The organism is Corynebacterium callunae DSM 20147, from assembly GCF_000344785.1.
Classification (GTDB): Bacteria; Actinomycetota; Actinomycetes; order Mycobacteriales; family Mycobacteriaceae; genus Corynebacterium; species Corynebacterium callunae.
The window spans coordinates 233,347-251,520 of the sequence record NC_020506.1; the positions used below are offsets into that span (position 1 = coordinate 233,347).

General features: G+C 51.1%; 12 protein-coding genes. 8 read left to right on the forward strand and 4 right to left on the reverse strand.

The annotated features are described in order from the left end of the window. Positions 1-3 precede the first annotated feature (3 nt). The 3 genes from H924_RS01090 (at position 4) to H924_RS01100 (ending at position 3,409) form a co-directional block, all read left to right on the forward strand. On the forward strand, positions 4-2,250 hold the full coding sequence (locus H924_RS01090) for a DNA polymerase III subunits gamma/tau (protein ID WP_015650119.1): 2,247 nt from the start codon (positions 4-6) through the stop codon (positions 2,248-2,250). 87 nt (positions 2,251-2,337) lie between these two features. Continuing rightward, positions 2,338-2,649 (forward strand): YbaB/EbfC family nucleoid-associated protein, encoded by a 312-nt coding sequence (locus H924_RS01095; RefSeq protein WP_015650120.1) that lies wholly within the window; start codon positions 2,338-2,340, stop codon positions 2,647-2,649. Between the two features lie 103 nt (positions 2,650-2,752). Next, positions 2,753-3,409 carry a recombination mediator RecR gene (locus tag H924_RS01100; protein WP_015650121.1) on the forward strand — a complete coding sequence of 219 codons (657 nt, stop codon included), beginning with the start codon at positions 2,753-2,755 and terminating at the stop codon, positions 3,407-3,409. 67 nt (positions 3,410-3,476) lie between these two features. On the opposite strand, the gene H924_RS01105 is transcribed toward H924_RS01100, so the two are convergent. Genes H924_RS01105 through H924_RS01115 form a run of 3 tightly spaced genes read right to left on the reverse strand, consistent with a single transcriptional unit; the run spans position 3,477 to position 6,645 of the window. After that, positions 3,477-4,232 (reverse strand): type 1 glutamine amidotransferase, encoded by a 756-nt coding sequence (locus H924_RS01105; RefSeq protein ID WP_015650122.1) that lies wholly within the window; start codon positions 4,230-4,232, stop codon positions 3,477-3,479. Continuing rightward, positions 4,232-5,503: a Mur ligase family protein gene (locus H924_RS01110; protein ID WP_015650123.1), complete on the reverse strand. Its 1,272-nt coding sequence runs from the start codon at positions 5,501-5,503 to the stop codon at positions 4,232-4,234. Before H924_RS01110 ends, H924_RS01105 begins: the two co-directional genes overlap by 1 nt. 29 nt (positions 5,504-5,532) lie before the next feature. Then, on the reverse strand, positions 5,533-6,645 hold the full coding sequence (locus H924_RS01115) for a DNA polymerase III subunit epsilon (protein ID WP_015650124.1): 1,113 nt from the start codon (positions 6,643-6,645) through the stop codon (positions 5,533-5,535). 490 nt (positions 6,646-7,135) lie between these two features. Here H924_RS01115 and H924_RS01120 point away from each other — a divergent pair, with 490 nt between their 5' ends. The 5 genes from H924_RS01120 to H924_RS01140 all read left to right on the forward strand — a co-directional run bounded on the left by H924_RS01120 (position 7,136) and on the right by H924_RS01140 (position 15,959). Beyond that, on the forward strand, positions 7,136-10,522 hold the full coding sequence (locus H924_RS01120; RefSeq protein ID WP_029703732.1) for a SpaA isopeptide-forming pilin-related protein: 3,387 nt from the start codon (positions 7,136-7,138) through the stop codon (positions 10,520-10,522). Between the two features lie 1,188 nt (positions 10,523-11,710). Beyond that, complete coding sequence (locus H924_RS01125; RefSeq protein WP_015650126.1) at positions 11,711-13,228, forward strand: SpaH/EbpB family LPXTG-anchored major pilin; 1,518 nt, start codon at positions 11,711-11,713, stop codon at positions 13,226-13,228. 33 nt (positions 13,229-13,261) lie between these two features. After that, positions 13,262-14,242, forward strand: coding sequence for a class C sortase (locus H924_RS01130; RefSeq protein ID WP_155861909.1), 981 nt, complete (start codon positions 13,262-13,264; stop codon positions 14,240-14,242). A 26-nt stretch (positions 14,243-14,268) separates the two neighbouring features. After that, on the forward strand, positions 14,269-15,159 hold the full coding sequence (locus H924_RS01135; RefSeq protein WP_015650128.1) for a class C sortase: 891 nt from the start codon (positions 14,269-14,271) through the stop codon (positions 15,157-15,159). A gap of 158 nt (positions 15,160-15,317) precedes the next feature. Further along, positions 15,318-15,959, forward strand: coding sequence for a surface-anchored protein (locus tag H924_RS01140; protein WP_245533880.1), 642 nt, complete (start codon positions 15,318-15,320; stop codon positions 15,957-15,959). A gap of 125 nt (positions 15,960-16,084) precedes the next feature. Here H924_RS01140 and leuA read toward each other — a convergent pair whose 3' ends face one another. Further along, complete coding sequence (gene leuA / locus H924_RS01145) at positions 16,085-17,935, reverse strand: 2-isopropylmalate synthase (RefSeq protein WP_015650130.1); 1,851 nt, start codon at positions 17,933-17,935, stop codon at positions 16,085-16,087. Positions 17,936-18,174: the final 239 nt, after the last annotated feature.

The following is an 18,174-nucleotide window of genomic DNA, read 5'->3' on the forward strand; positions in this document are numbered from 1 at the left end:
CGCGTGGCTTTGTATCGCAAATATCGACCGGCAAGTTTTGCAGAAGTAGTTGGACAGGAGCAGGTTACTGAACCGCTGTCTGCAGCATTGGACAGTGGACGCATTAATCACGCCTACCTTTTTTCTGGCCCCCGTGGCTGTGGAAAGACTTCCTCTGCCCGAATTCTTGCGCGTTCTTTGAACTGTGAACAAGGGCCTACCTCTACTCCTTGTGGAGTATGTAATTCTTGTATTTCCCTCGCACCTGGTGGCCCCGGCAACCTAGATGTCACCGAGCTTGACGCGGCCAGCCACAATGGTGTGGAAGATATGCGTGAGCTGCGCGATCGTGCCTTTTATGCCCCTGCAGAATCGCGCTACCGCGTCTTCATTATCGACGAAGCCCATATGATCACCAACGCGGGATCAAATGCTTTGCTCAAAATTGTCGAAGAGCCCCCAGCACACCTCATCTTCATTTTTGCCACCACCGAGCCGGAAAAAGTTATCGGCACGATCCGCTCGCGTACCCACCATTATCCTTTCCGACTACTCACCCCACTTGCCATGCGTGGCCTGCTGGAACGCACTGTGCAGTCCGAGGGCGTACACGTTGATGACGCGGTTTATCCGTTGGTTATCCGCGCCGGTGGCGGTAGCCCCCGCGATAGCCTTTCCATCTTGGACCAATTGCTCGCAGGCGCCGGCCCCGAGGGCTTGAGCTATGAACGCGCTTTGCCATTGCTGGGTGTTACGGATGTTTCGCTTATCGACGCCGCCATCCTCGCTTTGGCGACCAAAGATAAAGCCGGCATGTTCACCACCATCGATCATGTCATCGAAGCTGGTCACGACCCGCGTCGTTTCACCACAGATCTCCTTGACAGACTCCGCGACCTCATGGTGCTCCAAGCCGTTCCAGAGGCACTTGAGTTGGGACTAGTAGATGCACCCACCGACCGCGCCGGGATCTTGACCCAGCAGGCTTCAATGTTTAATGGCAATGACCTCGCAAATCTTGCAGCCATGGTCAACAGCGGTCTAGACGATATGCGCGGTGCCACCTCACCACGCCTGCTCTTGGAGATCCTCTCTGCACGTTTGTTGCTCTCCAATGCCAATATTGCAGCACTTCCGCCTGTTGTTGAGGGCACCGCCATGGCTGCTCCAACTTCAAGTTCTGGACTTAGCGCTGCAGCTGCAGCGCGTGCCAAAGCTCGGGAATATAGCCAAAAGAAGGAAGCTGCAGCTGCTGAACCTCAGCCTGCAGCAACACCGAAACCAACGCCTGCACCAGAACCAGCTCCAGTACCGGAACCTCAGCCTGCGGTCTCACAACCAGCACCAACTCCGCCACAGCCGAAGCCAGAGCCTGTAAAACCAGAGCCAACTCCAGCACAGCCAGAGGATTTGGCAGAGACAATCCGTGCAAAGTGGGCAGCTCTACGCGAGGTTGTGGGACAGCGCAGCTCGCGTACCAGCATCATGCTTACTGAGGCGCGTGTCTTAGGCGTGCGGGATAACACCCTCGTTTTGGGCCACACCACCGGGGCACTGGCTAGCCGCCTTAACAATTCCGATCACAATGACATTATTGTGGCGGTGCTCTATGAGGAATTGGGTCAAAAACTACAAGTAGAGTGCATCGTCGGCACTGATCCAGCAGCCGCCGGGTTTCAATCTGGAGCCAAAAGAAACACCTGGAACCCGAATGATAAGCCGAAGTCTGCGCCGCCAACTGAACCCGAGGAGCCTGAAAGACCAGCTCCACAAGCAGGTTGGGGACAACCAGTAAAACTTGGAGGCGACGTAGCTCCTGAGCCAGAGGTAACGCAACCACCGGTACCAGCGCCGGAACCTGCACGAACTCCGGCATCGGATAAGCCATCTTGGCGTGAGCGTGCCGAACAAGCAGCTGCTCATGCCGCCCAGCAAAAGCAGGCTCGTCAACGTACCTCGGCGCCATTTGAGCGTGGAGTGCCATTGCCACCAGAGCCTGATGATATGCCCCCGGATCCTTATGATTATCCAGCTGATGAGGGTATTCCAGAGCGTGCGCCCCAGCCCGCTCCAGAACCACCGACGCAGCTAACGCCGCAGCCCCCGGATGCGGTGAGTGCTGAGGCAGAGGTGGCGTCGACAAGCGCCTTATCTGAAGAGGAAGAACTGATTCAGGAAGCCGCGTCAGAACCGGGTGAACTGGATCGTCGCGATGCCAAAACGATTGCGATGGAGCTGCTGGCGCAGGAGCTCGGCGCGAAGCCTTTGTAAGCCGAGAGCGAACCGGGGAGGCAGGTTCGCGCGAGGCTGGGTAGAATCGGGCGCAGACATTTACAAACTTTTAGGAGAGTTCAACTTATGACTCAGCCCGATATGTCCCAGATTCTGGCACAGGCGCAGCAGATGCAAGCTCAGCTGCAGGCTGCACAGCAGGAGATCCTCGCATCTTCCGTTGTTGGTGACGCTGCAAATGGTCTGGTCACCGTGACCATGTCCGGCAATGGTGCAGTTACCGCCGTTAACATTGATCCTAAGGTAGTTGACCCTGAGGACGTAGACACCTTGCAGGACCTCGTTTTGGCCGCGTTTATGGACGCACACGAGAAGGTCGCTGCCGTGGCCGAGGAAAAGATGGGCCCACTTTCTCAGGGCATGGGCGGACTATTCTAGTTTCGCAGCACATCTCAGGGAGCCGGGTTCTGCGGAACTCGGCTTTTTGCATATGACATACTAAAAGTTGTTCAATTTTCCGCAAGATAGGTTGTGTATAAACGTGTTTGAAGGCCCACTGCAGGATCTCATCGATGAGCTCTCTCGGCTGCCCGGTGTTGGCCCCAAAAGCGCACAGCGCATCGCGTTTCACCTCTTGCACGTAGACCCAAATGACATCACCCGCCTCCAAGAAGCCTTGGGCGGCGTGCGCGATGGCGTGCAGTTTTGTCGAATTTGCTGCAATATTTCCCGCGAGGAAGTCTGTCGCATTTGTGCCGATTCCGGCCGCGATGCCGGCATGATCTGCGTGGTTGAAGAACCCAAGGACATCCAGGTCATCGAGCGTACCGGCGAATTTTCCGGCCGCTATCACGTGCTTGGCGGCGCGCTTGATCCGCTTTCAAACATTGGCCCGCGAGAGCTTAATATTTCCACCTTGTTGCAGCGCATCGGCGGGGTGCTGCCGGACCGTGAGCTGGCGGACTCCAGCCCCGGAAATAAGCTTTTCGACGAAACCCCTGTCATCCGTGAGGTCATTTTGGCAACAGACCCCAATACTGAAGGTGAAGCAACCGCTTCCTACCTCAGCCGTTTGCTTAAAGACTTCCCAGATTTGATTGTTTCCCGTCTGGCCAGCGGCATGCCTTTGGGCGGCGACTTGGAGTTTGTAGATGAACTCACCCTCTCCCGCGCACTTAGCGGCCGATTGACCCTTTAGACTGCGAAAACCCGAGTTCAGCTCCCTAGACGGGCGAGTGAACTCGGGGTTTTGGTGTGGAAGGGAACTAGCCCACCAGACGCTCCGCGCGGAGGCGATCAACCACATCAATATCCAGCTCTGGCAGATCCTTCAGCGCAATGCCCTGGGCCTTGGCCAATAGCAGGTCAGCCAATTGTGGATTGCGAGCAAAAGCTGGGCCATGCATATAGGTGGCAATAACACTGCCCTGCACAGCACCTTCGGCAAATTGTTGACGCTCAGCATCCGCCATGTCAGAGGTGCTAAACACATCGCAGTTGCCTTCACCGCGGACAATCTGGCCCAGTGGTTCTGCATCTGCGCCGAGCAGGGTAGCGCCCATGTGGTTTTCAAAGCCGGTGAGCTTTTCGGTGAGCTCTGCGGTGAATCCAGCCCTGGAGGGATTGGATTCCAGCTCACCAATGGCGCGCTTTTGCAGCGACACGGTGGTGACATCAAGCAGTCCCAGACCATCAATTACCCGGCTGGCGGCGCGGAAGGATTCACCAAGGACCTGCATGCCAGCGCACACAGCAAAGATTGGGCGGCCAGCAGCAGCTGCAGTTTGCAGGCCATCATGTTTGGCCAAGTGCTCGGTAGCCAAGATCTGAGCGGTATCTTCACCCCCGCCGAGGCAGTAGATATCCAAGGTGGAAGGCACGGCATCATCAAGGGTGATGCGCTGGATTTCGGCGTCGATACCGCGCATTCTTGCACGTTGGCGCAGTACGAGCGCATTACCATCATCGCCGTAGGTGCCCAAAACATCCGGCAGGACAAGGCCAATGGTGAGGGAAGTCATTAGTTTTCAGACCCTTTCTCTAGAGCCTTCTTGAGGTCTCGGAAAGCTGTGTAATTGGCAAGCACCTCAACGCGTCCGGGTGGGCAGGCGCGAATGGCATCAACTGGATCAGAGATTAGCTCATGGGTGATTTCTGCATAGGTTAGGCGCACTGCAAGGTCAGTGCCACGCTCACCGGAGGCCTTGACCTCAAGGTTTTCAAAGTCTTCGAAGCGAACATCCCAGAGCCAGGAGAGATCTTCACCATCGGCAACTTGGCCATTAACTGCAATGACCAGACCTTCGGCGCTGCGATCAACCATGGATAGAGCCTCTTGCCAGCCCGCAGGGTTTTTGGCGAGCAGGAGGTGAACTTGATGCTCACCAACTGTGATGGTGGAATAGCGTCCTGCCACATTGTCCACGGCATTTACTGCAGCCAGGGATTGCGCTGCGGGAATGTCAAAAACGGTGGCTGCCGCAATAGCTTGGGCAGCATTGCCACGATTGGCTTGACCAGGCAGATTCAGATCCAGGGTGAGATCACCAAAAGGAGAATGCAACTGATCACCCTCTACCTGCCAGGTGGGGGTAGGGCGCTCGAAGGTCCGGCCGTCGATAAGCGGTTTAGCCGCACGCCAGTGCTCGCCCTCGTGGATGATGCGGGATTCGGTGCGTGGGCAGGTGACGGATTCGCCCTGCCAGCCGGTGCCGACGGAAACCCAGATGACGTTTTTGGCGTCATAGGCTACGGAGGTAACCAGTACGTCATCGCAGTTGGCGATAACGGTCATCTCGGGGCGGGACTTTACAGACTCGCGCAGCACTCTTTCAATCTTGTTGATTTCGCCCACGCGGTCAAGTTGATCGCGGGAGAGGTTAAGCAGCACCAATGCTTGTGGCTTCAGGCGTTCAATAGCGGAAGGTACGTGCAGCTCATCAACTTCGAGCACAACGTGGGAGGCATCGCGAGTGGCCAACAAAGCGGAGATAATGCCAGCGTCCATGTTGTCACCACCTTCATTGGTGGCCACGGTGTGGGAGCTGCGGATAGCAGCAGCCAGCATGCGGGTGGTGGTGGACTTGCCGTTGGTGCCGGTGACCAGCACTGTTGGGCGGTTGTTGATGAGGTTGGACATGATGTCCGGATCTACCCTGCTGGCTACTAGCCCGCCGATCATGCCACCGGATCCACGACCGGTCGCTTTGGACGCGGATGTCGCAACTTTTGCTGAGACGATGGCGGCAGCGCTGCGCAAACGGCGTAGGGGTGCAGGCAGTGAAAGCTTCATGAAGAATAAGTCTAGTGAAACAGTCGCCTCTAACGCTTTTCGACGTCCACTTTCTTTCCTTCTTTCACCCTTTTAACAGCTGCTAAGAAGGCAACATCTGAAAGCAGCGGAATTCCTTTGCGCTGGGCGTGCATGGCTTTGCCGTCAATGTCGCGGGTTTGATTGCACACCACCACCGATGTTTGCCGAGTCAGCTTCTCAGAATAGGACAAATCCGCATCGACACACGCTTGGATAATGATGTCCGGATCCATCTCAATTTCCGGCGCGACCACCACTTCCATCCCAGCGATCAGCGTTTTGCCCGGCTCATACGTTCCAGGGTTGACCAGCGTCGGCGTGGCTTCCTGCGCCTGCACCCGGATGATCGAGCGCTGCAAACCGAACTTGTCGGCGCGCAAGGATTGCGGATCGATTTCCGCCAGCGGCCCCGACCGCTTCAATGAGCCATAAAGCCGTGCCACCAGCAACGTTTCTTCGCGACACAGTTCACGGTGCGGTACCTGTGCGCGGGCCACCGAGGCTTGTGCTGCAGGCGCCTCAACGCCCAAGGTGGCTGCCACGCCACGGGTTCGGACGTCGTCTAAAACAATTGCTTGTCGACGCGCCGATGCAAGCGTATCGACGATCACCAGCGGCTTCGGGATGTGCCCCACGCGCTGCCTGCGGCGTCCGCGACCCCCACGGCGATTCCCACGATTGTTATTACGATTGGCGCGCGCAGCATCATTCATAGCTCGCTTGGCTTCGGAGACAATAAAACCCCAGCTCCGCGCAACATTATGAATAAGGAGGGTGCGCCCATCGATGAGTCGGTCCAAGCTTTTCAAGATCTGCCCAAACTTTTTGGCGCCAGCGAACTCTTCCTCGGTCACACCATGAAGATGGAAAGGACCGGGATCAGTTTTAGAATCCAATACCGCATGGAATGTTTCCACCGGCTCCAAACGAGGAGACAACGTCACCAGATCAATGGTGATCATGCGTGAAGTGGAAGGGTGAATGCCACTTGATTGGATGGTTACGGAAACATAAGGAGCCGCCTCGATAGCTTGTTGGCGCTCTAGCTCAGAGTCAACAGAATTTCGAACGTTATCCTGCCGGCTTTGATTTTGGACACCGTATTTTTCTGAGGTGGTCATTCTTTTCACTTTACAGGTGACTGTGACTTGGAATTTATAGTGTTAAAGCCTAATGGGAAAGGCTAGTTTTAAACACTTGAAACAGGGCTTTTTACGAAGATCATTTACACAAATTTTTAAATACGAGAGCATCTCATCTCGGTTACAAACTAAATAAAGATAAATCGGGGGTTAATCGGGGGTAGGTCACTTCCTTAGAAAAATTCCTTAGAAAAAGAAATAAGGAGGCATATTTGGCGACTAATTGTGGGAAGATCCACCCTTTATAAGAAAAATATAAGATTACATGAAGGGATTCCTTAATTTATTTCAATTTCCTTTAGAAGTGCTCTGGCAGCAACCTTGAAGCGAGCTGGTCGTGAGTGATATTTCTGTGGTTTACTAACTTGCGGTTAGTAGTCTTAGTGTCGAAAATACGGCGATTTGATACAGAAATTCAAAACAAGGGAATTGAACCTCATGACGTGGTTCCCCTTGGTCAGGGAGGATAATGCGTACTTCACCGAGGGTTTCGTTTTGGGGCAAGGTAGCTCAGCCCCTCAGTCGGCGCGTGTTGTCAGGCGCTGCAGCAGTGATGCTAGTAGCAGGCCTTGGACTTACAGGCGCTGCTCCAGTTTTAGCTGATGAAGAGACTGAAATTATCCCTGTCGAAGATTCTGACAACAGCACTGAAGAATCGGTTTCACAGGAACCGACAGACACAGAAACTGATACAGAAACTACGCCAGAGTCAGAAGCCCCTGATAAAGACCTTGAGCTACCCACTACGGATTCTTTAGATAAATTACTTAATTCCCTCGGAGAGCAGGGAACTGCCCCATATATTTATTGGGATGTTCGAGACACCGATGGAGAATTAGTACCTGGTGCGACCTTTAAGCTCGAATACCGAGAAGATGATGAATGGGTTTCCGGACCAGACGCCGATCAAATCGAAGACTGCGATGAGTTATGTGCTGAATTAGAAGATCAGGATCAACTTGATATCAACACAACTGCAGGTGAAATCCTTCTAGAAAACCGTGCCTCCGGGCGAAATTCACGATTGGAAGAAGGCGTGAATTACCGTATTAGCCAGGTAGGTGCCCCTGAGGGATACTCTTGGGTAATTGATGGTGATAACACTCAAACCATCGGTGAAGATGACGAAGATCTTGCCGAATGGAATAACGAAGACACTCATCATTTTGGAACCTTTGAGGTGCAAAAAGGCAGCCCAATTGCCATGCGTGCAGCACGTGCTAGCGCAAACTTGACCTGTGAACCAGGCTATGTCTATGGCATCAGCGCTAATGGACAGCTCCAGCAAGTAAGCACAGGAAATGTAACAAGTGTTGGTAGCCGTGCATCTGGCGTATCAAACTTCAACGGCCTAGGCATTGGTGACAACGGCGAAGTTGTCTATGCATACGAGCGCACAAACAGTTCTCGAACTGTAACCATGCATAGCTTTAACGTGGCAAGCGGAAGCTGGACGAACACTGGAGATACCTATGATACGAGTAACTCGCCTGGAAACTACACTGGCGGGTTGGTTGCAGGCGCAATTAACCTGAACAATGGAAAGTACTACTTCGGTGGATTCCAGACTGATAGTTCGTCGGTGTGGGGAAATATTTATTACACACAGGTATTCAAAGTGTGGGAATACGACCCCTCAGGATCCTTTACTTATAAGGGATATATGCCGACCTATAGCGGAAGGAATAATCCAGGTGCGACGAATGGTGATATGGCGTTTAACAGCACAGGAGACTTGTTTGTTGTGCGAGGAAGCGGCACCACTACAACCGTCTTTAGTGTGACTGCCAATAACTTTAACTCCGCTAGTGGTGGACAAATTACTACTTCTGGATCAAATAACTTTACAACGATGAATAACGTCAACGGTGTCGCTTTTGATGCTGCCGGTCGAGGATACCTTGGTGCCGGAGGCGAGATTCGATCATATGCAATGCCTAACTGGAGTAATCAACAAAACGTTGTATCTAGCAGGTATTCCGGTACAGACCTAGCTAGCTGTTCTTCACCAGCTACAATCACCATTGAAAAAGAAGTGATTGGTGGACGCGTACAATCTGAAGATCAGTTCAGTCTCACCCTGCATCAAGGAAATGAACTTCTCGGCTCGGCTACAACCACAGGCTCAGAGCTTGGTATTCAAGAAGATCGAATTGGACCACTACCAACAGCTCGTGGTGTAACACTCAACTTTGCTGAAACAGGCGCAAATGGAGCCAACCTGGCTAACTATGCTTCGGCATACGAGTGCACAGTTACTTATGTTGGCGGAGCCACGATAGACCTTGGGCAACAGCAAGGAAGTTCCGGTTCTGTTTATATTCCAGACGATGGTGACTCTATTAATTGTGTGATTCGAAATTCCCCTCTGGTATCAACAGTCAACATCACCAAGTTAGTTACTGATGCGCAAGGAAACAATCCGCAGCCACGCTCTGGATGGGAAGTTTCAGCTTCTGCATCTATCGTGACCACGCCAGCTACTCCAGTTCAGCAAACAGATGTTGATGGCTCTGCTTCGTGGGAAATGAAGTTTGACAGCTTCGATCAGACCACAAATGTGTCGGTGGCTGAAGTTATGCAAGATGGATACCAATTCCAGTCCGGTGTATGTGAAGTGACTTCACTGACCGGAGCTGAACGCCAAATTGAGCTGACTGGCCCAGAAAATACGGCACTGAATAATATTGGCCCAGGCGATGCAATTGAATGTACATACATTAACAAGCCATCGACAGGTGCCTTCAAGATCATCAAGAAATTCAAAGAAGATAATGTTCCTTCTGGATTTGGTGTGGACACACAATTCAGTGGAAACTATGTGTGCAAAATCGAAGATGCAGTTGTAAAAGAGGGCACATGGACTTCCACTGGTGAAGGTGAAGCCACACTCGATCCAGCTGGTGACAATCTTCCTGCTGGTGCGGAATGTGAAGTTACCGAAACAGAACCTGAATCTACATCTGGTCTTCCAAATGATTCGTGGTCATGGGACACTCCAGAAATTGGTCAACCAGCACTAATCGAAAGTGGAAAAACTGGTGAGGTTACTGTTACTAATGCAGTAAAACGAATTTACGGAACGTTTAATGTCACCAAAGTCTTGGTGGGAACCGCTGACGCTGATCTTAACTACTCTGGTGAATTCACCTGCCGCTTAGGAGATGAAACCGTCACTGGAACATGGGGAGAAATTCAAGCTGGAGATATCTGGCATGCAGATGACACCCATGAAATTCCACTTGGTGCGGACTGTTCTGTCCTTTCCGAGGATCGCCCTGAGCACCCAGTAGCCAATGATCCTTCCCACTCATGGGATGGAGAGCCAGAATTTACTGGTGCGGTAAAGGCGGTTGCACTGGATGCTTCCGAGATAAACCTTGTTACGGTGACGAACCGAACGAAACAAGAACTTGGATCCGTGATTTGGTTTAAGACTGACGCAGATGGAGTACTTCTCGAAGGCTCGGAGTGGCAACTAACTGGTCCTGATAGTTCGTCAGTGACAGTTGTTGACTGCACTGCGGCGGGATGTGAAAACTTGCTGGATGTTGATCCTGTTTCTGGACAATTCAAGCTTGAAAATCTCGGCTGGGGAGATTACGTCCTAAAAGAGACTAAAGCTCCTGCTGGATACCAATTGCGAAATAATGAAATTGAATTTTCCATTGGAAGCACAGACCCAGCTCGATTGAATTGGGATCTAGGAGAACTGGTAAACGAGAAACGTGATGCACCCGTTATCCCACTTACTGGTGGAATTGGTAGAGACTTCTTTGCAATTCTTGGTGTTCTTGTTCTAGCACTTGGAGCTGGCACAATAGGTTTTAACAAACTGCGCCGTCGTGAGAAGTAAAAGTAACTTAGTTGCTTGAGAAAAGTGACTTCATTGTAGGGAGCGCCCCACTGCGGGACGGTCTCTACGGTGGAGTCACTTTCACTTTTAAGGGCGATCTGCACGTGGTTAGTTTACGTATTGTAACTATGGACTCGTCGTAGTTGTTTATGGAAGATCCATTAATTGACAATCGAATTGTTACTCCTAATTGGCTATCTGAAGTGTGGAGGAACCAAAGATCATTTTCTGAATGCGCTTTTCCAGTTCAATTAAATGTTCGAATATTTTTCAGGCAATTAGCAGGTTCGCAGTGGAAATCTAGGTCTTAAACTGTGAAGATTCTTCGACTCTAGAAACTCGAGAATGTACTATTTTATAAACTGTAATATGGTGTAGAATTAGTGTCATTCTTTAAATCTCCGGCACTGTTCTTCGACTTTTTTTAAATGTATTCGTCGATATTTTGAGAGTTTTAGGGTGGGAGAGCATTCTTCGGGCCATCTCTAAGGTCACCGTCCAAAGTAGGGGCTTGAGCCACTCTTATGCCTATTTTTCCTAATTCACCTTGCCTATTTGACATGGGATGTGTTTTAAGGTTTTTAAAATATAGATTCAATTACACTTTGGTGAAAAAGGTTGCTCCACCTCGGGTGTTGAGCCAATTTGAATACTGAGAAAATTAGATCTTTCACCCTAGAATGGGGCTAATATCTCACTTCCAAAATAAGGGCTCTTAATTTCAACCTTATGGATAAATTGATTTGGGTTTTATTATTTAACGTCCCCCTTGGGAGGTGAATTGCAGTGAGATTACGAGAGCTTGTTCGATTTTGGCAATGCTGAATGGTTTGACCGTGTGATTTGAATGATCTTTTGGCTATTTGTGTGGTCAATGTAATACGTGTGGAGTTAAGTTATGGGTCGATGTGCGTGCGTTTGAATGTAGTTAATAGATCTCACGATTTAAGGGACGCTTACGCTCGGCTGTTGTTATATAAGAAACGTATAAGAGGTTAATAAGTAGCTGGAAGTCGGCTATGTTATTCGAAAAAAAAGTGCGATGATATTGAAGGCTTTAGCAGAAGAGTTTTGAATTGCTGGAGCAGGGTCAGGCCTACGGCTGGTTTTAGCTATAGGATTCGAATCTTTTTAACAATCTTACTTCCGGTGGACCGGTTGCGAGAATGAAAATCATACGGAGGAAGAATGACTAGCAAGTCATCGGCGCTTAGGCGCCTCACCAGCGTCGTTGGCACAGTTGCCATCGCTGTAGCTGGTGTTATTTCTATGGGGCAGGTTGCTTCTGCTGCGGTTGGTCCCGATCAGCCAGATGCACCTAAAACAGGTTCATTAACTGTTCACAAGTACGTCGGCGAAGAAGCTGATCCTGGTACCGGTGAAGAAATTGCCATTCCAGGAGCGGTGCCGCTCGGAGGTGCTGAATTTACACTCTGGCGTCTAGGCGTTGACAATGGTGGTGCTTGTGAAGCCATTGATTTGGCAGATACCAATCATTGGACATATGTACCGAACGGGGCTGCACCTGCAGATCTTGCCGATGTTGAGGACGACTTCTGCATTGTAGGTGCTAAAACCTCTGGTGAGACTGACCAAGATGGTGAGTACACCTTCAGCAACCTTCCTTTGGGTCTTTACTATGTCCAGGAAACTGACGCTCCGGCAAACATCGTTTCTAAGACAGCGCCTTTCTACGTATCTATCCCTCTGCCTCATGAGGACCAGAACTGGCTCTACGACGTTCATGTGTACCCAAAGAACCAGGAATTAGATGCGCCCACTAAGATCATCAACGATGATGCTGAGCAGCCTGGCAAGGGACTTACCGTTGGTAGCGTTGTTGAGTGGACTATCAACCAGAAAGTTCCAGCTCTGAATGAGGGCGAAGAGTACACCTCTGCGACCATTTGGGATGTGTTGAATCCTGCAGAGCTTGAATATGCAGGTACCACCTCCGTTTTCCTCAATGGGACTCCACTTGTTGAAGGCACTGACTACACCATTGATGCAGGTGTTGTTTCTTGGTCACTGACTGAGAAGAAGCTTGCTGAAATTAAGGCTGGCGACACCATTGAAGTTGTCTTCACCACCACTGTTCTTGCTGTAACAGAGACCGGTGATATCGATAACCCAGGTAGCGAAGGCCCAGACAAGCCAGGTTATGGTTCTGAGTTTAACGGTGGCACCACTCCTGGCGGCACCACCCCACACACCTACTGGGGACAGCTGACTGTAAACAAGGGCGATACTGAAATGGTTAACAAGCTCGCTGGGGCAGAGTTCGCCGTATTCAACAACGCAGAGAATGGTGTCTGTGCACCAGAAGCACCTGAGACTGATGCGATCGCAACCGGTACCTCTGACGCTGACGGAATTGTCCGATGGGATGACGTAACCCCTAATGATCCTCTGGGACTGTGGATTGCAAACTCGCCAAACGGAGAGCTTTCTGATGCTAACAAGGATTACTGCCTCTATGAGACCAAGGCTCCTGCAGGCTACGTAGCAGGACCAAGTCAGGTAGTTAACATTAAACCAGGTACCAATGCAAAGCTCGTTGTTAACTTCGAGAACACCAAGAAGGAAGGACCAAACCTTCCGCTCACCGGTGGTCAGGGAACCATGGCAATGACCGTGGGAGGTATCGTCTTGATGCTGGCTGGTGCTGGTGCAGTTTACGTACTACGTCGTCGCGACAACGCATAATATGCGCATAGGCTGACCCACTAGCAGTTTTACATGGCGGTGGCGCATAAAAGCGCCACCGCCACTGCTCATTTTAGAATTCGAGGAGAATCGTTGAAAACGTCACCACACCCAGAGGAATCGAGTAATCGATCTGGGAAATTTCCGTGGTTACAGATTCTAGCTAGCCTTTTGATTGTTGCAGGTATGGCAATTTACCTTTATCCACAGACCGCGTCTTGGTTTAACCAACGCGAACAATCACGGGTTACAGCTTCTGCGATGTCTCAACTTCAGCAGCCTCCAAATAATGATGTTGCTTATCGTGCACATCAATTTGAGCTAGCGCATCAATACAATGAAGCTCTTGCTAGTGGGGCAGTTCTTAATGCCGGTGCAAATATTGCGGTAGGTGAAGGCGTCTCCGACAATGATGAGCTTGTTTATCACGAGCTGTTGAGTATCGGCGACAATGGGTTCATGGGGCGTATGAAATATGATTCCCTAGGAATTGATCTTCCCATCTATCATGGTACGAGTGAAGAAACGTTAAAAAACGGAATCGGCCACTTGGAAGGCACATCTCTTCCTGTGGGAGGTTCTGGAACAAGATCCGTTTTGACTGCTCACCGTGGGTTGCCGGAAGCTACATTATTTAATGAACTTGATCGAGCACAACTTGGCGATCGTTTTACTGTGGCGGTTCTGGATCGGGTACTAACCTATGAAGTCACAGAAACACATGTGATTTCTCCTGATGATACGCAGGCGATTATGGCTGAGCCCGGCAAGGACTTAATAACCCTTATTACGTGTACTCCGCTGGGTATTAATAGTCATAGGATTTTGGTAACTGCTGAGCGTGTCACGCCAACGCCAGAAAGAGATGTCCTTGCGGCGGCTGCAACTCCAGATATTCCAGGGTTTCCTTGGTGGGCCGTAATTTTTGGTGCAACTGCATTAATCGTTTTGGCATACATCGTAGGGTCAATCCGGAAGAGTAAACGAGAGGTGGCTGTTGTTGATGACGTTTAATAAATTACATCACCAGCAACTAGTGGATGGGCATTTCGATGAGTCGTCATAAAACCAAAGGGCAATCACCTGCTCGAATTATTGCATTATGTATTGCGGTAATTGTGTTTTTGGCAGGCCTTGCCACCATGATGTACCCAATCGTGGCGTCGTCATTGAATGACTGGGAGCAAACTCGTGCAGCTCGCAATTACAGTGCTGATCGGGAAGTTATTCCTCCTGCTAGTCAGCAAGCTTCACTGGAGTCGGCTATTGAGTACAATAATCGAGTAGGTGACCTGCCACTTTATGATGCATGGAATGGCCCAGAAAATCCCGTTAGCCCTGAGTATAACGAATATCTAACTCAACTGTCAGACGGCAATGCTATGGGGCAGCTGGTTATCCCATCAATTGATGTCAATCTCCCGATGTATCACGGTACTGATGAAGAAACCTTGGAAAAGGGTATTGGCCACTTGTATGGCACATCTTTACCGGTAGGTGGGCAAAGTACTCACGCTGTCCTCACTGGCCATACCGGAATCGTCAGCGCGACGATCTTGAATCGCCTTGATGAAGTCGAGCTTGGAGACAGCCTATATATAAGGACAGTCGGACAAGACTTGAAATACGAAGTGAGTGACATTCGTGTTGTATTGCCCGAAGAAACTGATTCTTTACGGATCTTTGAGGGGGAAGACCTCCTCACGGTTATTACTTGCACTCCTTACGGTATTAATAGCCACCGGTTGTTAGTAACAGGTCACCGTGTTCCCATGGATGTAAATGAGGCAACAGTGTTTGAGGAAGCTGGTAGCAAATTTGATTGGTGGATTGCTGTTGTAGCCAGTATGATAGTGGTGTTTTTGATTTTCATTTTCTACCGCTGGCGCAAAAAGTCCACACGGAATTCTGAACAGGAAACAAATCGATGAAACTCAAATATTCTAGTCGTGTTTTGGCGTCCATGTTGGCGGTAGGCTTAGCGGGAACGCTTGCCTTAAACTCGCCAGCTTCATCAAAGACAATTACGGGTAACACTGACGGTATTTCGTTTGAAACGATTTCCCAAAGTTGTTCCGTAGGTGCAACTTTGGAAATTCAAAAGCAAAAGCATAAGCCATATCAAAATGCTGCGCCGGAGAATATCCCGGCAGGTGTTATCTCCGGATTAACGTTTGAGGCATTGCACATTAGAGATGTCGATATCACTACTAATGAAGGTTGGCATCTCGCTACTTCGCTGACTTTGAAGGAAGCTGAGAATCGTGGATATGTTGAACGCTTTACTGCCGTTACTAACGTCGAAGGCATTGCTCAGTTTGAGGAGAATCTCCCAGTTGGACTGTATCTAATCCGTGAAGTAACTCCAAGTAATCCGCATGAGGATCATAGAACTTCTGAGCCTTTCTTAACTACGCTGCCAGTAGGAAATGCCGCAGGGGACGCTTGGCAATGTGACGTCGTGATTAAGACAAAAGAATCCCCTGACCCGGATCCGACTCCGACCCCACCGACTCCGACTCCTACGATTCCGATCCCTCCTGTTGTTCCTCCTGTAACGACTACTCACCAACCAGAGGAAGAGGACAGTAAAACTCCAGATAAAGAATCTCCGCGCAGTAACGTGTTGGCCTCCACTGGTGCTAACATTTTGTGGCTTCTAGGTGGAGCAATACTAGTAATTATCGCTGGTGTGATCTTCGTTGCTCGTGGACGTAAGTCCCAGAAATAGCCCAATAACAGTCCAGGAATTAACCCGGGAGACACCGAAAGGTTCTGCCCTCACTCCACATGGAGTGAGGGCAGAACCTTTCGGTGTGTAGGGCCTAGGGGGAGGCGTCGAAAAGCAAAATCTTTTTAGACGCCGCCAGCCAGGACCGTTTCGTGGTTGACATCCAGTGCGCGGTTAACGGCGGAGGTCACGGCCTTCAGGGAAGCGTAGGTGATCGACCCTGCGATGCCGACCCCCCAAACCTTGCGGCCATTGACCTCAGCCAGGACATAAGCGGCTGCTTCTGCATCGTCGCCAGAGGTGCGGGCGTGCTGGCTGTATTCCTGGATCTCAACGTCGATGCCCAGCTTCTCCAGCGCGTTGGCGTAAGCAGCCAGTGGGCCGTTTCCGTGGCCGTCGACGGTGATGTCTTGGCCGTTGTGGATCAGCTCAGCGGTGATGGAAGCATCTTCGTTTTCGGTTTGAGCGTTTTCCACACGCAGCGCAATCTGCTCGACTGGGGCGGTGCGATCCAGGTATTCGGTGGCGAAGATATCCCACATTGCCTTGGAGTTGACCTCGCCGCCCTCAGCGTCGGTGACGTTCTGGACAACGGTGGAGAACTCAACCTGCATGGAGCGAGGGATCTGCAGACCGTGATCGGTCTTCATGATGTAAGCAACGCCGCCCTTGCCGGACTGGGAGTTCACGCGGATAACAGCCTCGTAGTCGCGACCGACATCCTTTGGATCGATAGGCAGGTAAGGAACCTCCCATTCGGTGTCGCGCAGCTGCTCCCAAGAAACTTCAGTGGAGCTAGCACCTGGCTGAACCTTGGCAGCCATGGCGTCCAGACCCTTGTTCACAGCGTCCTGGTGGGAACCGGAGAAAGCGGTGAAGACCAGGTCGCCGCCGTATGGGTGGCGCTCAGGAACGCGCAGCTGGTTGCAGTATTCAACGGTGCTGCGGATCTGGCGTATATCGGTGAAATCCAGCTGAGGGTCAACGCCCTGGGTCAGCATGTTCAGGGCCAGGGTGACCAGGCAGACGTTGCCGGTGCGCTCGCCGTTGCCGAACAGGCAGCCTTCGATGCGGTCAGCGCCAGCCATGTAGCCCAGCTCAGCTGCGCCAACGCCGGTGCCACGGTCATTGTGCGGGTGCAGGGACAGGATAATGGAATCACGACGGTTTACATTGCGGTGCATCCATTCAATGGAGTCTGCGTAAACGTTAGGGGTGATCATCTCAACGGTGGAAGGCAGGTTGATGATCATTGGGTTCTCAGGAGTTGGATCCATGACCTCAACAACTGCGTCCACAACTTCCTTGGCGTACTCAACCTCAGTGCCGGTGAAGGACTCAGGGGAGTACTGCCAGCGCCAGTTGGTGTCTGGGTAATCCTGAGCGATGGTCTTGATCAGTTCAGCGGCATCGGTAGCCAGCTTCTTCACCTGCACCTTGTCCATGCGGAACACCACGTTGCGCTGCAGGATGGAGGTGGAGTTGTAGAAGTGCACGATAACGTTTTTTGCGCCTTCGCAAGCTTCAAAAGTACGGCGAATCAGGTGCTCACGAGCCTGTACCAATACCTGAATGGTGACATCGTCAGGGATCATGTTCTTTTCAATGATTTCACGCACGAAGTCAAAGTCAGTCTGGGAAGCAGAAGGGAAACCAACTTCAATTTCCTTGAAGCCCATCTGAACCAGCAGCTCAAACATGCGACGCTTGCGCTCTGGGGACATTGGATCGATCAGAGCCTGGTTGCCGTCACGCAGGTCAACTGCACACCACTGTGGAGCAACGGTAATCTTCTTGTCTGGCCAGGTGCGGTCTGGCAGGGAGATTTCTTCAACCTCTACCTCAAATGGCATATAGCGCTTGAAAGGCATTGCGGAGCCACGCTGCTTATTCCAGGGGGCTTGGCCTTCATTGCGGGGGCCGTTTGGGGTTTGAATCTTGGCGGGTGCGGAGATAAAAGCGTCATTAGGAGACATTATTTTTAACCTTCTTTAAAGCATTTGGTGGGTTCCACGACCGGCAACACCAAACTCCGCGACGGGGTGCCGGTCGTGTTAAGACCTCTGGGACCCGCCGCGGCGAAGAAGAAGTAGATTCGCACGCGAAGTCATGTGGTGCAGCATACCTCACACTTGGCGGGACTGTGTGAAAATCACCCAAATGGAGGGGCTGAGAGCTAGTCGAGGTAGCCTAAAAATACCTTAAAATACGTGCA